Origin of the sequence: Rhodoferax sp. BAB1 (assembly GCF_013334205.1) — a bacterium.
Lineage (GTDB): Bacteria > Pseudomonadota > Gammaproteobacteria > Burkholderiales > Burkholderiaceae_C > Hylemonella.
This window is the reverse complement of the sequence record NZ_CP054424.1, coordinates 2,067,474-2,082,882: the sequence shown is the minus strand read 5'-3', so window position 1 is coordinate 2,082,882 and position 15,409 is coordinate 2,067,474. Positions and strand designations below refer to the sequence as shown.

Annotated in this window: 15 protein-coding genes; 12 read left to right on the top strand and 3 right to left on the bottom strand. The window is 65.5% G+C overall.

What is annotated here, in order from left to right:
* The first annotated feature begins 33 nt into the window (after positions 1–33).
* Positions 34–1,002, top strand: a complete 969-nt coding sequence (locus tag HTY51_RS10010; protein WP_174252603.1) for a tripartite tricarboxylate transporter substrate binding protein — start codon at positions 34–36, stop codon at positions 1,000–1,002.
* Positions 1,003–1,157: 155 nt separating this feature from the next.
* Here HTY51_RS10010 and HTY51_RS10005 read toward each other — a convergent pair whose 3' ends face one another.
* The 3 genes from HTY51_RS10005 to HTY51_RS09995 form a co-directional block, all read right to left on the bottom strand.
* A complete protein-coding gene (locus HTY51_RS10005; protein ID WP_174252602.1) occupies positions 1,158–2,012 on the bottom strand; it encodes a metal-dependent hydrolase in 855 nt (284 codons plus the stop codon).
* Between the two features lie 141 nt (positions 2,013–2,153).
* On the bottom strand, positions 2,154–2,996 hold the full coding sequence (locus HTY51_RS10000; protein WP_174252601.1) for a shikimate dehydrogenase: 843 nt from the start codon (positions 2,994–2,996) through the stop codon (positions 2,154–2,156).
* Between the two features lie 12 nt (positions 2,997–3,008).
* Positions 3,009–3,926, bottom strand: coding sequence for a LysR substrate-binding domain-containing protein (locus tag HTY51_RS09995; RefSeq protein WP_174252600.1), 918 nt, complete (start codon positions 3,924–3,926; stop codon positions 3,009–3,011).
* 129 nt (positions 3,927–4,055) lie between these two features.
* Here HTY51_RS09995 and HTY51_RS09990 point away from each other — a divergent pair, with 129 nt between their 5' ends.
* From HTY51_RS09990 to HTY51_RS09940, 11 genes are all read left to right on the top strand, one after another.
* Complete coding sequence (locus HTY51_RS09990) at positions 4,056–4,745, top strand: substrate-binding domain-containing protein (protein ID WP_174252599.1); 690 nt, start codon at positions 4,056–4,058, stop codon at positions 4,743–4,745.
* A gap of 38 nt (positions 4,746–4,783) precedes the next feature.
* Positions 4,784–5,812 carry an amidohydrolase family protein gene (locus tag HTY51_RS09985; RefSeq protein ID WP_174254233.1) on the top strand — a complete coding sequence of 343 codons (1,029 nt, stop codon included), beginning with the start codon at positions 4,784–4,786 and terminating at the stop codon, positions 5,810–5,812.
* Between the two features lie 48 nt (positions 5,813–5,860).
* Entirely contained in the window at positions 5,861–6,553 is a 693-nt protein-coding gene (gene ligK / locus HTY51_RS09980; protein WP_057675426.1) for a 4-carboxy-4-hydroxy-2-oxoadipate aldolase/oxaloacetate decarboxylase, read from the top strand.
* A gap of 37 nt (positions 6,554–6,590) precedes the next feature.
* A complete protein-coding gene (locus tag HTY51_RS09975; RefSeq protein ID WP_174252598.1) occupies positions 6,591–7,406 on the top strand; it encodes a transporter substrate-binding domain-containing protein in 816 nt (271 codons plus the stop codon).
* Positions 7,407–7,431: 25 nt separating this feature from the next.
* Complete coding sequence (locus HTY51_RS09970) at positions 7,432–8,364, top strand: amidohydrolase family protein (RefSeq protein ID WP_174252597.1); 933 nt, start codon at positions 7,432–7,434, stop codon at positions 8,362–8,364.
* Entirely contained in the window at positions 8,365–8,805 is a 441-nt protein-coding gene (gene ligA / locus HTY51_RS09965) for a protocatechuate 4,5-dioxygenase subunit alpha (protein WP_174252596.1), read from the top strand.
* A 13-nt stretch (positions 8,806–8,818) separates the two neighbouring features.
* The gene (locus HTY51_RS09960) at positions 8,819–9,688 is read left to right on the top strand and encodes a class III extradiol dioxygenase subunit beta (protein WP_174252595.1); all 870 of its coding nucleotides are present in this window, start codon (positions 8,819–8,821) and stop codon (positions 9,686–9,688) included.
* Positions 9,689–9,697: 9 nt separating this feature from the next.
* On the top strand, positions 9,698–10,645 hold the full coding sequence (locus HTY51_RS09955; protein ID WP_174252594.1) for a Gfo/Idh/MocA family oxidoreductase: 948 nt from the start codon (positions 9,698–9,700) through the stop codon (positions 10,643–10,645).
* 153 nt (positions 10,646–10,798) lie between these two features.
* Entirely contained in the window at positions 10,799–11,803 is a 1,005-nt protein-coding gene (locus HTY51_RS09950) for an aldo/keto reductase (protein WP_174252593.1), read from the top strand.
* A gap of 1 nt (position 11,804) precedes the next feature.
* A complete protein-coding gene (locus HTY51_RS09945) occupies positions 11,805–12,515 on the top strand; it encodes an alpha/beta fold hydrolase (RefSeq protein WP_174252592.1) in 711 nt (236 codons plus the stop codon).
* 75 nt (positions 12,516–12,590) lie between these two features.
* Complete coding sequence (locus tag HTY51_RS09940) at positions 12,591–15,386, top strand: class I SAM-dependent DNA methyltransferase (protein WP_174252591.1); 2,796 nt, start codon at positions 12,591–12,593, stop codon at positions 15,384–15,386.
* The last annotated feature ends 23 nt before the right edge of the window (positions 15,387–15,409 follow it).

Sequence of the window (15,409 nt, the reverse complement as noted above, 5' to 3'; positions counted from 1 at the left end):
CCCCGCTCTTTTTTGTTCACAAGGAGATCACCCATGAACCTGCTGAATCGCCGCGCCCTCGTGGCCGTGCTGGCTGCCACCTTGGCCAGCGCTGGCTGGGCCCAGTCCTTCCCGAGCAAGCCCCTCAAGATCATCGTCCCCTTTGGCGCCGGTGGTGTGGCCGACCTGACGGCCCGCACCGTGGGCCAGAAGCTGAGCCAGACCCTGGGCCAGCCGGTCGTGATCGAGAACAAGCCGGGTGCCGGCGGCGTCGGCGCTGCCGACACCGTGGCCAAGTCGGCACCGGATGGCTACACGCTGCTGCTGATGTCCAACGCCAGCGCCGTCACCGCCACGCTGTTCAACAAGCTGCCCTATGACACGGTCAAGGACTTCACGCCCGTCAGCACCCTGGGTTTCTTCGACATCGCTGTCGTGACCGCCACCGAATCGAAGTTCAAGACCCTGGGTGAAGTGCTGGCCTACGCCAAGGCCAATCCCGGCAAGCTGAACGTGGGCAGCATCAACATCGGCAGCACCCAGAACCTGGCGGCCGAGCTGTTCAAGTCCAATTCAGGCATGGACATGCAGATCGTGCCCTTCAACGGCACGCCCGCGGTCGTCAATGCCCTGCGCGGCGGCCAGATTGACGTGGCCGTCGAGATCGTCTCGCCCATCATGGGCCAGATCAAGGGCGGCGCCCTGCGTGCCCTGGCCATCACCGACACCACGCGTTCGGCCCTGCTGCCTGACGTTCCGACCACCAAGGAAGCGGGCCTGCCCAACTACCAGGCCTCGTCCTGGAATGCGCTGGCTGTTCCCTCGGGCACCCCGAAGGACGTGGTCGCCCGCCTGCACCGCGAGATCGCGGCCGCAATCAGCGATCCCGAGGTCAGCAAGAAGCTGCGTGACCTGAACATCGAGCCCCGTGCCAGCACGCCCGAGCAGACCCAGGCTTTCCTGCAGAGCGAAATCAAGCGCTGGGGTGATGTGATCGTCAAGGCGAACATTCCGCGCCAGTAAGTCTCAAGACCGCGGCGCCGTTCGGTAGCCCACGGTCGGGCGCCTGAAGCGCCAAGGACTGAGCAGTCCCAAACATCAGGGCCCGTACCTGCGATCGGAAGATCGCGAGTACGGGCCCTGATGCGTCATGAGCCGGCGTGCCGGCTCCACGTCATTCAGAAACTGAACTTCTCGCCAGGCTGCAGCGGCACCACCTTGGTGTTTGTCTGACCCAGGGCCTGCATGTATTGCTCAGGCGTTCCGCGGTTCAGCGGATTGGTGCCGTAGTGCATGGGGATGGCAAAACGCGGCTTGAGGAATTCCCGCGTGGCGTAGGCGGCATCAACCGGCGCGGTGGTGAAGTTGCCGCCGATGGGGATCAGCAGCACGTCGGGCTTGTAGTACTCGCCGATGAACTTCATGTCGCCGAACAGGCCCGTGTCACCCATGTGGTAGATCTTCTGGCCGTTCTCCAGCTCGATGATGAAACCCACCGGCTCACCGCCGTAGTGCGATTCGATCTTGCCGGTGGCGGGGTTTTTCCAGGCAAAGAGCGAGGAGTGCTCGGCCTTGACCATGGTGATTTTCAGGCCCGGCACATCGGGGAAGGGCACGATCGTGCCGCTCTTGTTCATGCGCGGCGTCAGCTCGGGCGGCAGCACGCCCAGGGTGTTGAGCACCATGTTCAGGTCGCCCGGGGCGATGACCCGCGCCTTGTTCATCAGGGCCAGGTCCGGGGCGTCGGCGATGTGGTCGCCGTGGCCATGGGTGACGAGGATCAGGTCCACCTTGCCCAGCTTGGCCAGATCCTTGTACTCGGCCGGTGTCTTGGGGTTGGGGCGCAACCAGGGGTCGGTCACGATGACCTTGCCGCTGGGCGTGGTCAGGCGGAAGGTGGACTGGCCCAGCCAGAGCAGTTCGGCCTTGGCCTGGGCCGCACCAGGCGCGGCCGGCGGCGGGGTGAGGGCACAGGCGGCCAGCAGCAGGCCGCTGGCCAGCACGGTAAACAGACGGAGCAGGGGCGTGCGCATGGCTTGCCTTTCGGGTCGTTGAGGTGCGGGCCAGAATAGGCGCGCCAACCGGTCCGGGCAAGTAGGGCTAACGATGGAATGCGCAGCGATGTCACGATAGGCCCATCACAAATTGTGATGGGCCAAGCGCCTGACAGGCTCTCAGAGCGTGGCTTCGATCAAACGCCGCAGTTCCGGCGTCAGCTCGGGCGTGACCCCGAACCAGCGCTGGAAGGCCGGGCGGGCCTGGTTCAGCAGCATGCCCAGGCCGTTGACGGTGGCGTTGCCACGCTGGCGCGCGGCGGCCAGCAGCGGCGTTTCCAGCGGGATGTAGATGGCGTCGCACACCAGCGCGTGCCGGGGCAGCCGGTCGAGCGACAAGACCAGCGGGTCCTGTCCCTTCATGCCCAGGCTGGTGCTGTTCACCAGCAGGGCGCAGCCGTCCAGGGCGTCGTCGCGCTGGTCCCAGGGCAGGGCCCGGATGGGCGCGCCGAACTCGGCGGCCAGGGCCTGGGCCTTGTCCATGCTGCGGTTGCACAGGCGGATCTCCTTCGCCCCGCGTTCGGCCAGTGCCACCAGGATGGCGCGCGCTGCGCCGCCCGCGCCCAGCACGGTGACGGGGCCGGCATCGGCGCGCCAGTCCGGCTGCGCGTCCAGCAGGCTCTGGATGAAACCATAGGCGTCGTTGTTGTAGCCGGCGAGCGTGCCGTCGGCTTCGACGACGATGGTGTTGATGGCGCCAATGCGTGCGGCCAGCGGGTCGATGCGGTCCATCAGTGCCATGGCCGCCACCTTGTGCGGGATGGTGATGTTGCAGCCGGCAAAGCCCAGGGCGCGCAGGCCGCGCACGGCGTCGCCCAGGCGGTCCGGCTGGACGGGCAGCAGCACGTAGCTGCCGTTGAGGCCATGCTGGCGGATCCAGTGGTTGTGGATGGCGGGTGAGCGCGAATGCGCCACCGGCCAGCCCATCACGCCGGCCAGTGTGTAGGGTTTGTCAGTTGCCATGGGTAGGTATTTTCATGCGGGTGTCGCGACCGCGCCAAAGACTTCGCCGGCCACCTGCTGGATCAGTTCCAGCATGGCCTGCTGTGTCATGGTGGTGGTGCGGCCGGCGGCCGTGGCCAGTGCCAGGCGGCTGGCCAGGCGGGGGTTTTCGATGGCGCGCGCCTGGTAGGTCTCGGGCCGCTGCATGGTGGCCAGCGCGTACTTGGGCAGCACGGCATAACCGGCGCCGTCGGCCACCAGGTCCAGGATGGCGGCCACGCCGTCGATCTCCAGGCTGATGTCGGGTTTGCAGCCTATGCCGGCCATCTCGGTCTCCACCACCATGCGGATGGCGTTGGGCCGGCTGGGGATGACCAGGGGCAGGGCGCTGACCTCCTTCAGGCCGATGGACTGCGCCACGGCCTTGCTGCGTGGTGGGCGCGGCCCGATCAGGAACAGTTCCTCGTCCAGCAGCGGCAGGGTGTTGAGCTCGGGGCTGGCCGGCGGGTTGTAGAGCAGGGCGATGTCCAGGCGCCCGGTCAGCAGGCCTTCCTGCATGGAGATCGTCAGGCCCTCGCTGATGGACAGCGCAGCACTGGGCAGGCGTTTGCGGAAGGCGCGCGTGAGCGGAACTGTCATCATGCGGGCGATGCTGGGCGGCAGGCCCAGGGCCACGCGCCCGGCCAGGGCGCCGCGTACGCGGCCCAGGTCTTCGCGGGCGCGCTCCACCTGGTGCAGGATGCCGCGGCCATGCTCCAGCAGCAGCTTGCCGGCCTCGGTGGTGGTGACGCCGCGGCCATTGCGCAGCAGCAGGTTCTGCCGCAGCTCCACCTCCAGCAGCCGCACCTGGCGGCTCAGTGCCGGCTGGGCGATGTTCAGCACCCCGGCGGCGCGTGTGAAGCTGCCCAGTTCGGCCACGCGCACGAAATATTCGAGTTGTTTCAGGTCCATGGTTTGCGGGATAGCTTCGCCTTCATTATGCCGAAATGCGATACCTGCTAGAAACCGCTCCGCCTTGGCACCGGGGAGAAGGGTGGCCACAATCGCTGTTTACTCTTATCAATTTCAGCCCCCTCTCTTATGAGCGTTCCCATCCTGGGCATTTCCTCCATGGCCACCCGCCAGGTGCTGGCTGAGCTGGTGGACGTCTACCAGCAGCACTCGGGCCAGCGTGTGGCCATCGAATCGGTGGGCGGGGTGGATGCGGCCAAACGTGTGCAGGCCGGCGAGGCCTTTGATGTCGTGATCCTCGCCGCCGACGCGATCGACAAGCTCATCGCCTCCGGCCATGTGCTGGCCGGCAGCAAGGTGGACCTGGTGCGCTCGGGCGTGGCCGTGGCCGTGCGCGCCGGCGCTCCGAAGCCCGACATCTCCAGCGAAGACGCGGTACGCCAGGCCATCCTGGCGGCGCGCAACCTCAGCTACTCCACCGGCCCCAGCGGCGTGGCGCTGGCGAAACTGTTCGAGCGCTGGGGCATCGCTGAAACCATCAAGGACCGCATCGTGACGCCGCCGCCGGGCATTCCGGTGGGCTCGCTGGTGGCCAAGGGCGAGGTGGCGCTGGGTTTCCAGCAGCTCAGCGAGATGCTGAACCTCGAAGGCATCAGCGTGCTGGGGACGCTGCCGCCGGCCATCCAGATCATCACCACCTTTTCCGCCGGTGTCTGCGCGACCAGCACGCAGGCCGAGACCGTGCGCGCCATGCTGGCCTACATGGCCTCGCCCGCCGCGGCCGAGGCCAAGCGCCGCCAGGGCATGGACCCGGCCTGAATGAATTTGAACCCCAGGAGACCGATATGAAAAAACCCATGATCATCGACATCCACGGCCACTACACGACGGCCCCCAAGGCGCTGGAGAACTGGCGCAACCAGCAGATCGCCGGCATCAAGGACCCGGCCCTCATGCCCAAAGTGGCCGATCTGAAGATCAGCGACGACGAGCTGCGCGAGTCCATCGAGAGCAACCAGCTCAGGCTGATGAAGGAGCGCGGCTCCGACCTCACCATCTTCAGCCCGCGCGCCAGCTTCATGGCCCACCACATCGGCGACTTCAATGTCTCGTCCACCTGGGCCGCCATCTGCAACGAGCTCTGCTACCGCGTGTCGCAGCTCTTCCCGGACAGCTTCGTGCCCGCCGCCATGCTGCCGCAGTCGCCGGGTGTGGACCCCAAGACCTGCATCCCCGAGCTGGAGAAGTGCGTCAAACAATACGGCAACGTCGGCATCAACCTGAACCCGGACCCCAGTGGCGGCCATTGGACCAGCCCGCCTCTGACCGACAAGCAGTGGTACCCCATCTACGAGAAGATGGTCGAGTACGACATCCCGGCCATGATCCACGTGTCCACCAGCTGCAACGCCTGCTTCCACACCACCGGCGCGCACTACCTGAACGCCGACACCACGGCCGTCATGCAGCTGATCCAGGGCGACCTGTTCAAGGACTTCCCCACGCTGAAGTTCATCATCCCGCACGGCGGCGGCGCAGCGCCTTATCACTGGGGCCGTTTCCGCGGCCTGGCGCAGGAGATGAAAAAACCGCTGCTCAGCGAGCACCTGCTCAAGAACATCTACTTCGACACCTGCGTCTACCACCAGCCCGGCATCGACCTGCTGACCAAGGTGATCCCGGTGGACAACATCCTGTTCGCCTCCGAGATGATCGGCGCCGTGCGCGGCATCGACCCCGAGACCGGCGCCTACTACGACGATACCAAGCGTTACGTGCAGGCCACGCCGCACCTCAATGACGAGCAGCGTTTCAAGGTCTACGAGGGCAATGCCCGCCGCGTGTTCTCGCGCCTGGACGCCCAGCTGAAGGCCAAGGGCAAGTAAGCCCGCAAGTCCATCCCCACATAACAGCAACACACAGAGGAAACCATCATGAGCGTCAACGCACCCCTGGGCATCGTCAAGCGCAACATCGTGCGCGCCGATGCCGCCGCCGTCGAGAAAATGGGCCAGTACGGTGTGGCCACCGTGCACGAAGCCCAGGGCCGCATCGGCCTGATGCAGACCTATATGCGCCCCATCTATTCCGGCGCCAGGATCGCCGGCCCCGCCGTGACCGTGCTGCTGCATCCCGGTGACAACTGGATGCTGCACGTGGTGGCCGAGCAGATCAAGCCCGGCGACATCGTCGTGGCGGCCCTCTCTTCGCCCAACACCGACGGTTTCTTCGGCGACCTACTGGCCACCAGCTTCAAGGCCCGTGGTGCGCGCGGCCTGATCATCGATGGCGGTTGCCGCGACATCGCCGAGCTCAAGTCCATGGATTTCCCGGTCTGGAGCCGCGCCATCAGCGCCAAGGGCACCATCAAGGCCACGCTGGGTTCCGTCAACATTCCCGTGGTCTGCGCGGGCATGATCGTGAACCCGGGTGACGCCATCGTGGCCGACGACGACGGCGTGGTCGTCGTTAACGCCGCCGATGCACAGAAGGTGGCCGATGCCGCCGCCGCCCGCGAATCCTTCGAGGGCGAGAAGCGCGCCAAGCTGGCGTCCGGCGTGCTGGGCCTGGACATGTACAAATTCCGCGAACCCCTGGAAAAGCTGGGCCTGAAGTACATCGACTAAGCTGGCTGTCCGTTCACACCACAAGAGGGGACCCGTCATGAACATGCTGCGCCGAACCTGGTTCACGGGCCTGCTGGCCGCCGTCACGCTGCTGGCCGGTTGTGCCGTCACGCCGCCCCCGGCGTCCCCGCCCACGCCCCAGGCGCGCGCCGCGCTGGCCCCCGATGGCAAGCTGCGCGTCGGTGTCTACTCGGGCAGCCCGACCTCGATGGTGACGGACAAGAACGGCAAGTTGACCGGCGTGGCCTACGAGCTGGGGCGCGAACTGGCGCGCTGGCTGAACGTGCCGCTGGAGCTGGTGGAGTACAAGCGCATCGCCGAGGTGCTCGAAGCCATGAAAAACGGCGAGGTGGACTTCACCTTCACCAACGCCACCGAGGCGCGCGCGCGTGACATGAACTTCACGCTGCCCCTGGTCAGCCTGGAGCTGGGCTACCTGGTGCCGGCCGGCAGCCCGCTGCAAAGTGCCAGCGAGATCGACCGCGTCGGCATCAAGGTCGGTGTCAGCCAGGGCAGCACCTCCCAGGGCGTGCTCACGCGCACCTACAAGCAGGCCCAGGTGGTGCCCGTGCCCACGCTCAAGGCCGCCTCCGAGCAGCTGGCCGCGCGCAAGTTCGATGCCTTCGCTACCAACAAGGGCATCCTGTACGAGATGGCCGATGGCCTGCCCGGCGCGCGCGTGCTGGACGGCCGCTGGGGTCTGGAGAACCTGGCCATCGCCATCCCCAAGGGGCGCGAGGCCGGGCTGTCTTACCTGAGCAGCTTCGCGCTGACCGTGCGCCGTGACGGCACCCTGCAATCGGCCATCGATCGTGCCGGCCTGCGCGGCACGGCCGAACCGGCCATGCGTTGATTACAAAACAACATCCGAGAGAACCATGAGCAAACCCACCACGGGCCCCTTCGAAAAAACCGCCGGCTGGATGGACTGGTACACCGGCCCCAGCAAGCCGCGCTTCACGCTGCCGGCCGGCGCGGTGGACGCGCACTGCCACGTCTTCGGCCCCGGCGCCGAATTTCCCTATGCGCCCGAGCGCAAGTACACCCCCTGCGACGCCAGCAAGGCCCAGCTCTTCGCCCTGCGCGATCACCTGGGTTTTGCGCGCAACGTCATCGTGCAGGCCACCTGCCACGGCGCCGACAACCGCGCCCTGGTCGACGCCTGCCTGTCCAGCAACGGCAAGGCGCGCGGCGTGGCCACGGTCCGGCGCAGCGTGACGGACGAGGAGCTGCACAGGCTGCACGCCGCCGGCGTGCGCGGTGTGCGTTTCAACTTCGTCAAGCGTCTGGTGGACTTCACCCCCAAGGACGAGCTGCTGGAGATCGCCGGGCGCATCGCCAAACTGGGCTGGCATGTGGTGATCTACTTCGAGGCGGTCGACCTGCCCGAGCTGTGGGACTTCTTCACCGCCCTGCCCACCACCGTGGTGGTGGACCACATGGGCCGCCCCGATGTGAGCAAACCCGTGGACGGGCCCGAGTTCGCGCTGTTCCTGAAGTACATGCGCGAGCACCAGAACGTGTGGAGCAAGGTCAGCTGCCCCGAGCGCCTCTCGGTGACCGGCCCCAAGGCCCTCAATGGCGAGCAGGCCGCCTACAAGGATGTGGTGCCCTTTGCCAAGCGCATCGTGCAGGAATTCCCGGACCGTGTGCTCTGGGGCACCGACTGGCCGCACCCCAACCTGAAGGACCACATGCCCGACGACGGCCTGCTGGTGGATTTCATCCCCCACATCGCCCCCACCGCCGAACTGCAGAGAAAGCTGCTGGTGGACAATCCCATGCGCCTGTACTGGCCGGAGGAGAAATAAATGTCACTTGAAAAACCCTACCTGGACGTGCCCGGCACGACCATCTTCGACGCCGAGCAGAGCCGCAAGGGCTACTGGCTCAACCAGTTCTGCATGAGCCTGATGAAGGCCGAGAACCGCGAACGCTTCAAGGCCGACCAGCGCAAATACCTGGACGAATGGCCGATGACGGAAGAGCAGAAGCAGGCCGTGCTGGCTGCCGACCTCAACAAGGCCATCTCCCTGGGCGGCAACATCTACTTCCTGGCCAAGCTGGGCGCCACGCACGGCAAGAGCTTCCAGCAGATGGCGGGCTCCATGACCGGCATGACCGAGGAAGAGTACCGCGACATGATGCTCAAGGGCGGCCGCTCGGCCGAAGGCAACCGTGTGGTCGGTGAAGACGGCAGCGCCCAGGCCAAGAACCAGCCGCAAGGCCACGGCACCGGCAAGCTTCTCTGAAAGACATATCGACATGGCCAAGATCACCGCATCCGTCTACACCTCGCACGTGCCCGCCATCGGCGCGGCCATCGACCTGGGCAAGACCACCGAACCCTACTGGCAGCCCCTGTTCAAGGGCTACGAACCCACCAAGCAGTGGTTCAAGGACCACAAGCCCGACGTCATCTTCCTCGTCTACAACGACCACGCCACGGCTTTCAGCCTGGAGATGATCCCCACTTTCGCCATCGGCACGGCAGCGCAGTTCACGCCGGCCGACGAGGGCTGGGGCCCGCGCCCGGTGCCCGTGGTCCAGGGCCATCCGGACCTGGCCGCGCACATCGCGCAGTCCGTCATCCAGCAGGACTTCGACCTCACCATCGTCAACAAGATGGACGTGGACCACGGCCTGACCGTGCCCCTGTCCCTGGTCTGCGGCACGCCCGACCAGGCCAATTTCGAGTGGCCCTGCCCGGTGATCCCCTTCGCGGTCAACGTGGTGCAGTACCCGGTGCCCAGCGGCCGCCGCTGCTTCGAGCTGGGCAAGGCCATCCGCCGCGCCATCGAGAGCTACGACCAGCCGCTGAACGTGCAGATCTGGGGCACGGGCGGCATGAGCCACCAGCTGCAGGGTCCGCGCGCCGGTCTGATCAACAAGGAATGGGACAACGCCTTCCTCGACGAGATGATCGCCAGCCCCGATACCCTGGCCAGCAAGCCGCATATCGACTACGTGCGTGAAGCCGGCAGCGAGGGCATCGAGCTGGTGATGTGGCTCATCGCCCGCGGCGCCATGAGCGACGTGGCCGGCAAGGGTGCTGCGCCGAAGGTGGCGCACCGCTTCTACCATGTGCCCGCGTCCAACACCGCCGTGGGCCACCTCATTCTGGAAAATCAATAAGGAACCGCCATGACCATCAAAGTAGCCCTCGCCGGCGCCGGTGCCTTCGGCATCAAGCACCTGGACGGCATCAAGAACATCCAGGACGTGGAAGTCGTCTCGCTGATCAGCCGCGATATCGAAAAGACGAAAGAAGTGGCTGATAAATACGGCATCAAGCACGTCACCACCGACCTGGCCGACAGCCTCAAGCTCAAGGAAGTCGACGCCGTCATCCTGTGCACGCCCACGCAGATGCACGCGGCGCAGGCCAAGGCCTGCCTGCAGGCCGGCAAGCACGTGCAGGTGGAAATCCCCCTGTGCGACGTGCTCAAGGACGGCGAGGAAGTCGTCGCCCTGCAGAAGAAGGCCGGCCTGGTGGCCATGTGCGGCCACACCCGTCGTTTCAATCCCAGCCACCAGTACGTCAACAAGAAGATCAAGGCCGGCGAGTTCAACATCCAGCAGATGGACGTGCAGACCTACTTCTTCCGCCGCACCAACATGAACGCCTTGGGCCAGGCCCGCAGCTGGACCGACCACCTACTCTGGCACCACGCCGCTCACACCGTGGACCTGTTCGCCTACCAGGCCGGCAGCCCCATCGTGAAGGCCAACGCCGTCCAGGGGCCGATCCACCCGACGCTGGGCATCGCCATGGACATGAGCATCCAGCTCAAGGCCGCCAACGGCGCGATCTGCACCTTGTCGCTCTCGTTCAACAACGACGGCCCGCTGGGCACCTTCTTCCGCTACATCGGCGACACGGCCACCTACCTGGCCCGTTACGACGACCTGTTCAACGGCAAGGACGAGAAGATCGACGTGAGCAAGGTCGACGTCTCCATGAACGGCATCGAGCTGCAGGACCGCGAGTTCTTCGCCGCCATCCGCGAAGGCCGCGAGCCCAACGCCAGCGTGGCCCAGGTGCTGCCTTGTTACCAGGTGCTGCACCAGCTGGAGCAGCAGCTGAAATAGACTCACCCCCAGGCTGCGCGACACGATGTGTCGCTTCGCCACCCCCCTTGCAGGGGGCAACGCCAGTGGCCCGGCAAAGCCGGTTCCACGGCGTTCCCGGCTTAGATCGTTTTATGCGCTGCGGAGCGGGCGCGGTGCGGTGGAGACACTGACATGCAGCAACGACAAATCGGCCCCTTCAACGTCTCCGCCCTCGCCTTGGGCTGCATGAGCCTGAGTTATGCCTACGGTGTGCCGCCCGCTCCCGAGCACGGCGAGCGCGTGCTGCTCAGCGCGCTGGACGCCGGTGTCACGATGTTCGACACGGCAGCCCTCTATGGCTTCGGCGCCAACGAAACCCTGGTCGGCCGTGTGCTCAAGGCGCATCGCAGCCGCATCACCCTGGCCAGCAAGGGCGGTATGGCCGGCGTGGACCTGGCGGGTGACGGCAAGCTGGTGCGTGTGATCGACGGCCGGCCCGAGGCCATCCGCCGTGACTGCGAGGCCAGCCTGCGCCGCCTGGGCACGGACGTGATCGACCTGTATTACCTGCATCGCTGGGACAAGAAGGTGCCCGTCGAGGACAGCGTGGGCGAACTCTCGCGCCTGGTCGAGCGTGGCCATGTGCGCGCCATCGGCCTCTCAGAAGTCTCGGCTGCCACCGTGCGCAAGGCCCACGCCGTCCACCCCATCGCTGCCGTGCAGACCGAGTATTCACTCTGGACACGCAACCCCGAGATCGCCGTGCTCGACACCTGCAAGGAGATCGGCGCTGCCTTCGTCGCCTTCAGCCCGGTGGCGCGCGGCTTTCTCACGGGCAAACTGCGCGACGTGAAGGCCCTGGACGCCAAGGACATCCGCCACGGCATGCCGCGTTTCGAGCCGGCCAACTACGCGGGCAACCTCAAGCTGCTGCCGGCTTACGAAGCCGTGGCGCATGAAGCGGGTTGCACCCCGGCCCAGCTGGCCCTGGCCTGGCTGCTGCACAAGGCGCCGCACATCGCTCCGCTCTTCGGCACCACCAGCCTGGAGCATCTGGCCGAAAACCTGGCCGCCGCCGACATCAGGCTCAGCCCCGCCACCCTGGCGAAAGTGGAGAGTCTGATCAACCAGCAGACCGTGGTGGGTAACCGTTACAGCGAGCAGAGCAACCGCGAAGTCGATACGGAGGTGTTCTGAAATGGCTGCCACCCTCATGCTCCTGCCCGGCCTCAACTGCGACGCCGCCGTCTGGGCGCCGCAGGTCGCCGCACTCCAGGGCCAGGCCCGTTGCCTCATTCCCGCCTGGGGCCTGCGGGATTCCCTCACCGCCATGGCCCAGCAGGTGCTGGACGAGGCACCGACCGAACGCTTTTGCATAGCCGGCCACTCCATGGGCGGTCGTGTGGCGCTGGAAGTCATGCGCCTGGCGCCGCAGCGTGTGGAGCGCCTGGCCCTGCTGGACACGGGCACGCACCCGCTGGCGACAGGTGCGGCGGGTGAAAAGGAGCGGGCAGGGCGCCTGGCCCTGCTGAAGATCGCGCAGGAGCAGGGCATGCGTGTCATGGCCCAGGAGTGGGCCAAGGGCATGGTGCACCCGGATCGCATCGGTGGCCCCATCTTCGAAGAAGTGCTGGCCATGTTCGACCGCGGCAGCGCCGCACAGTACGCCGCGCAGATCAACGCACTGCTGAACCGCTTCGATGCCGCCCCGCTGTTGCCGGGCATCACCTGCCCCACGCTGGTCCTGACGGGCCGCCAGGACGCCTGGAGCGGCCCAGCCCAGCACGAGGCCATGGCCGCCGCCATCCCCGGCGCGCAGTTGGTCATCGTGGAAAACAGCGGCCACATGACGACCATGGAGCAGCCGCAGGCGGTGAGCACGGCGCTGGCGGACTGGCTGCGGCGCTGAGGGCTATCCCCGTGTTTGTGGTCCGTTCTGTTCCCCTAGAATGGCCGCAACAAGAACCCAGGGAGACCAGTCACCGTGCCTTTAAGCTGGAACGAGATCAAGTCCCGCGCGCTGAACTTCAGCCGCACCTGGGCCGACGCGGCCAATGAGGACAGCGAGGCTAAGCCCTTCTGGATCGCCTTCTTCGAAATCTTCGGCATCACCGACAAGCGCGTCGCCACCTTCGAGTTCAACGTCAAGAAGCACGGTGGCGGCCACGGTTTCGTCGACCTGTTCTGGCCCGGCATGCTGCTGGTGGAGCAGAAGTCGCGCGGCAAGAGTCTGGACGCGGCCTTCAAGCAGGCGCTGGATTACTTTCCAGGTATCGCCGAGCGCGACCTGCCGCAGATCATCATCGTCTGCGACTTCGCGCAGTTCCGCGTGCACAAGCTCGCCACCGGCGAGACCTTCGAATTCGCGCTGAAGGACCTGCACAAGCACATCCGCCTGTTCGGCTTCATCGCCGGCTACAAGGCGCAGGAGATCAAGGCCCAGGACCCGGTGAACATCAAGGCGGCCGAGCGCATGGGCCGCCTGCACGATGCGCTCAAGGCCAGCGGCTATGAAGGCCACCCGCTGGAAGTGCTGCTGGTGCGCGTGCTGTTCTGCCTGTTCGCCGACGACACCGGCATCTTTCAGCCGGCCCAGGCCTTCCGCAGTTTCATCGAGGAACGTACCGCCGCCGATGGTTCGGACCTGGGCTCGCGGCTGGCCCAGCTGTTCCAGGTGCTCAACACCCCGCCCGAGAAGCGCAGCAAGGCGCTGGACGAACAGTTGGCCATGTTCCCGTACATCAACGGCAAGTTGTTCGAAGAGTCGCTGCCCATGGCCGACTTCACAGCCCCCATGCGCGAGGCCCTGCTCGACGCCTGCGGGCTGGACTGGTCCGCCATCAGCCCGGCCATCTTCGGCGGCCTGTTCCAGAGCATCATGGACGAGAAGGCGCGCCGTAATCTGGGCGCGCACTACACCAGCGAGGAGAACATCCTCAAGCTCATCCAGCCGCTCTTCCTGGACGAGCTGCGCGCCGAGTTCGAGAAGGTCAAGGGCAACCGCAACAAGCTCTTCGAGTTCCACAAGAAGCTGCGGCTCTTGAAGTTCTTCGACCCGGCCTGCGGATGCGGCAACTTTCTGGTCATCAGCTATCGCGAACTGCGCGAACTGGAGCTGGACGTGCTGCGCGCCAGCCACCTGCTCAGCGGCATGGCCGGCCAGCAGAGCATGGACGTGCATACGCTCATCGGCATCGACGTAGACCAGTTCTACGGCATCGAGATCGAGGAATTTCCGGCCCAGATCGCCCAGGTGGCGCTCTGGCTCATGGACCACCAGATGAACCTGCGCGTGAGCGAGGAGTTTGGGCTGTACTTCGCGCGCATTCCGCTCAAGAGCACGCCGCATATCGTGCATGGCAACGCGCTGCGGCGGGACTGGAACGAGGTCTTGCCGGCGGAACGTTGCAGTTATGTGCTGGGGAATCCGCCGTTTGTGGGGAAGCAGCACCAGACCGCGGAGCAGAAGGCCGACGCTGCTCCGTACTTCGACAGGCTGGAGGGTGGCGGCGTACTCGATTTCGTGGCGGCGTGGTACATCAAGGCGTCCGACTACATCCGTAACGCAGATCTATCTTTGCAGCAGCCCCTGTGCGGCCTGGTTTCCACCAACAGCATTGTTCAAGGTGAGCAGGTCGGCGTGCTTTGGGGCTGGCTCCTGGCGCAAGGCGTGCACATCCACTTCGCCCACCGCACCTTCCGCTGGAGTAACGAGGCCAGTGGCAAGGCGGCGGTGCACTGCGTCATCATCGGCTTTGGGGCGTCCGTGTCGGAGCGGCGCGTGATCTACGAGTACGACGCAGTAGACAGCGAACCGCATGCCACGCTCGCGTCGAACATCAATCCCTATCTGGTTGATGGTCCTGACGTAGCCTTGCCGTCTCGCAGGACGAGTATTTGCTCTGTTCCTCCCATCGTTTTTGGTTCGATGGCCAACGACGGGGGGCATCTGTTCCTGGACGAAGCCGAAAGGGCGGAATTGCTGCGTGACTGCCCTACGGCTGCGAAATGGATACGCCCTTTTCTCGGCGCGGACGAGTTCATCAACAACATACCGCGTTGGTGCTTGTGGCTGAAAGACTGCCCTCCAGACGAACTTCGGGCGATGCCCGCAGTGATGGCGCGGGTGCAAAAGGTCAAACAGCACCGGTCGGCCAGCAACCGTGCCGCCACCCAGGCCTTGGCTGCGACGCCAGCCGTGTTCGGCGAAATTCGCCAGCCTGATCGGCCGTACCTTTTGATTCCATGTCACTCGTCAGAGCGGCGGGAGATCATCCCCATTGGATTCCTTGCGCCGGATGTGATCGTTGGCAATGCCAACCTCTGCATGCCTGATGCCACGTCTTTTCACTTTGGCATCATGACATCCCGCATGCATATGGCCTGGGTCAAGTATGTGTGCGGGAGACTCGAAAGTCGTTACCGCTACACCAGCCAGATTGTCTACAACAACTACCCTTGGCCCGACGCGCCGACCGAGGCCCAGCGGCAGGCCATCGAAGCCGCTGCCCAGACCGTGCTCGATGCCCGCGCCCAGTTCCCGGGTTCCTCGCTGGCCGACCTCTACGACCCGCTGACCATGCCGCCCGCGCTGTTCAAGGCGCACCAGAAACTCGACGCCGCAGTGGACAAGGCCTATGAGATCAGCGGCGGCAAAAAGAGCTACAAGAGCGACGCCGAGCGCGTGGCCTTCCTGTTCGAGCTGTACCAGAAATACACCAGCCTGCTACCGGTGGCCCCGGCGAAGAAGGTGCGCAAAACCAAATCGAACCTCGGTTGAACTCGACCGGGCCCAGGCAGGGG

What these genes read in the sequence shown, in the direction of transcription:
- HTY51_RS10010 (WP_174252603.1), top strand. Translation starts at nt 34, where the DNA reads ATGAACCTGCTGAATCGCCGCGCCCTCGTGGCCGTGCTGGCTGCCACC.
- HTY51_RS10005 (WP_174252602.1), bottom strand. Translation starts at nt 2,012, where the DNA reads ATGCGCACGCCCCTGCTCCGTCTGTTTACCGTGCTGGCCAGCGGCCTG.
- HTY51_RS10000 (WP_174252601.1), bottom strand. Translation starts at nt 2,996, where the DNA reads ATGGCAACTGACAAACCCTACACACTGGCCGGCGTGATGGGCTGGCCG.
- HTY51_RS09995 (WP_174252600.1), bottom strand. Translation starts at nt 3,926, where the DNA reads ATGGACCTGAAACAACTCGAATATTTCGTGCGCGTGGCCGAACTGGGC.
- HTY51_RS09990 (WP_174252599.1), top strand. Translation starts at nt 4,056, where the DNA reads ATGAGCGTTCCCATCCTGGGCATTTCCTCCATGGCCACCCGCCAGGTG.
- HTY51_RS09985 (WP_174254233.1), top strand. Translation starts at nt 4,784, where the DNA reads ATGATCATCGACATCCACGGCCACTACACGACGGCCCCCAAGGCGCTG.
- ligK (WP_057675426.1), top strand. Translation starts at nt 5,861, where the DNA reads ATGAGCGTCAACGCACCCCTGGGCATCGTCAAGCGCAACATCGTGCGC.
- HTY51_RS09975 (WP_174252598.1), top strand. Translation starts at nt 6,591, where the DNA reads ATGAACATGCTGCGCCGAACCTGGTTCACGGGCCTGCTGGCCGCCGTC.
- HTY51_RS09970 (WP_174252597.1), top strand. Translation starts at nt 7,432, where the DNA reads ATGAGCAAACCCACCACGGGCCCCTTCGAAAAAACCGCCGGCTGGATG.
- ligA (WP_174252596.1), top strand. Translation starts at nt 8,365, where the DNA reads ATGTCACTTGAAAAACCCTACCTGGACGTGCCCGGCACGACCATCTTC.
- HTY51_RS09960 (WP_174252595.1), top strand. Translation starts at nt 8,819, where the DNA reads ATGGCCAAGATCACCGCATCCGTCTACACCTCGCACGTGCCCGCCATC.
- HTY51_RS09955 (WP_174252594.1), top strand. Translation starts at nt 9,698, where the DNA reads ATGACCATCAAAGTAGCCCTCGCCGGCGCCGGTGCCTTCGGCATCAAG.
- HTY51_RS09950 (WP_174252593.1), top strand. Translation starts at nt 10,799, where the DNA reads ATGCAGCAACGACAAATCGGCCCCTTCAACGTCTCCGCCCTCGCCTTG.
- HTY51_RS09945 (WP_174252592.1), top strand. Translation starts at nt 11,805, where the DNA reads ATGGCTGCCACCCTCATGCTCCTGCCCGGCCTCAACTGCGACGCCGCC.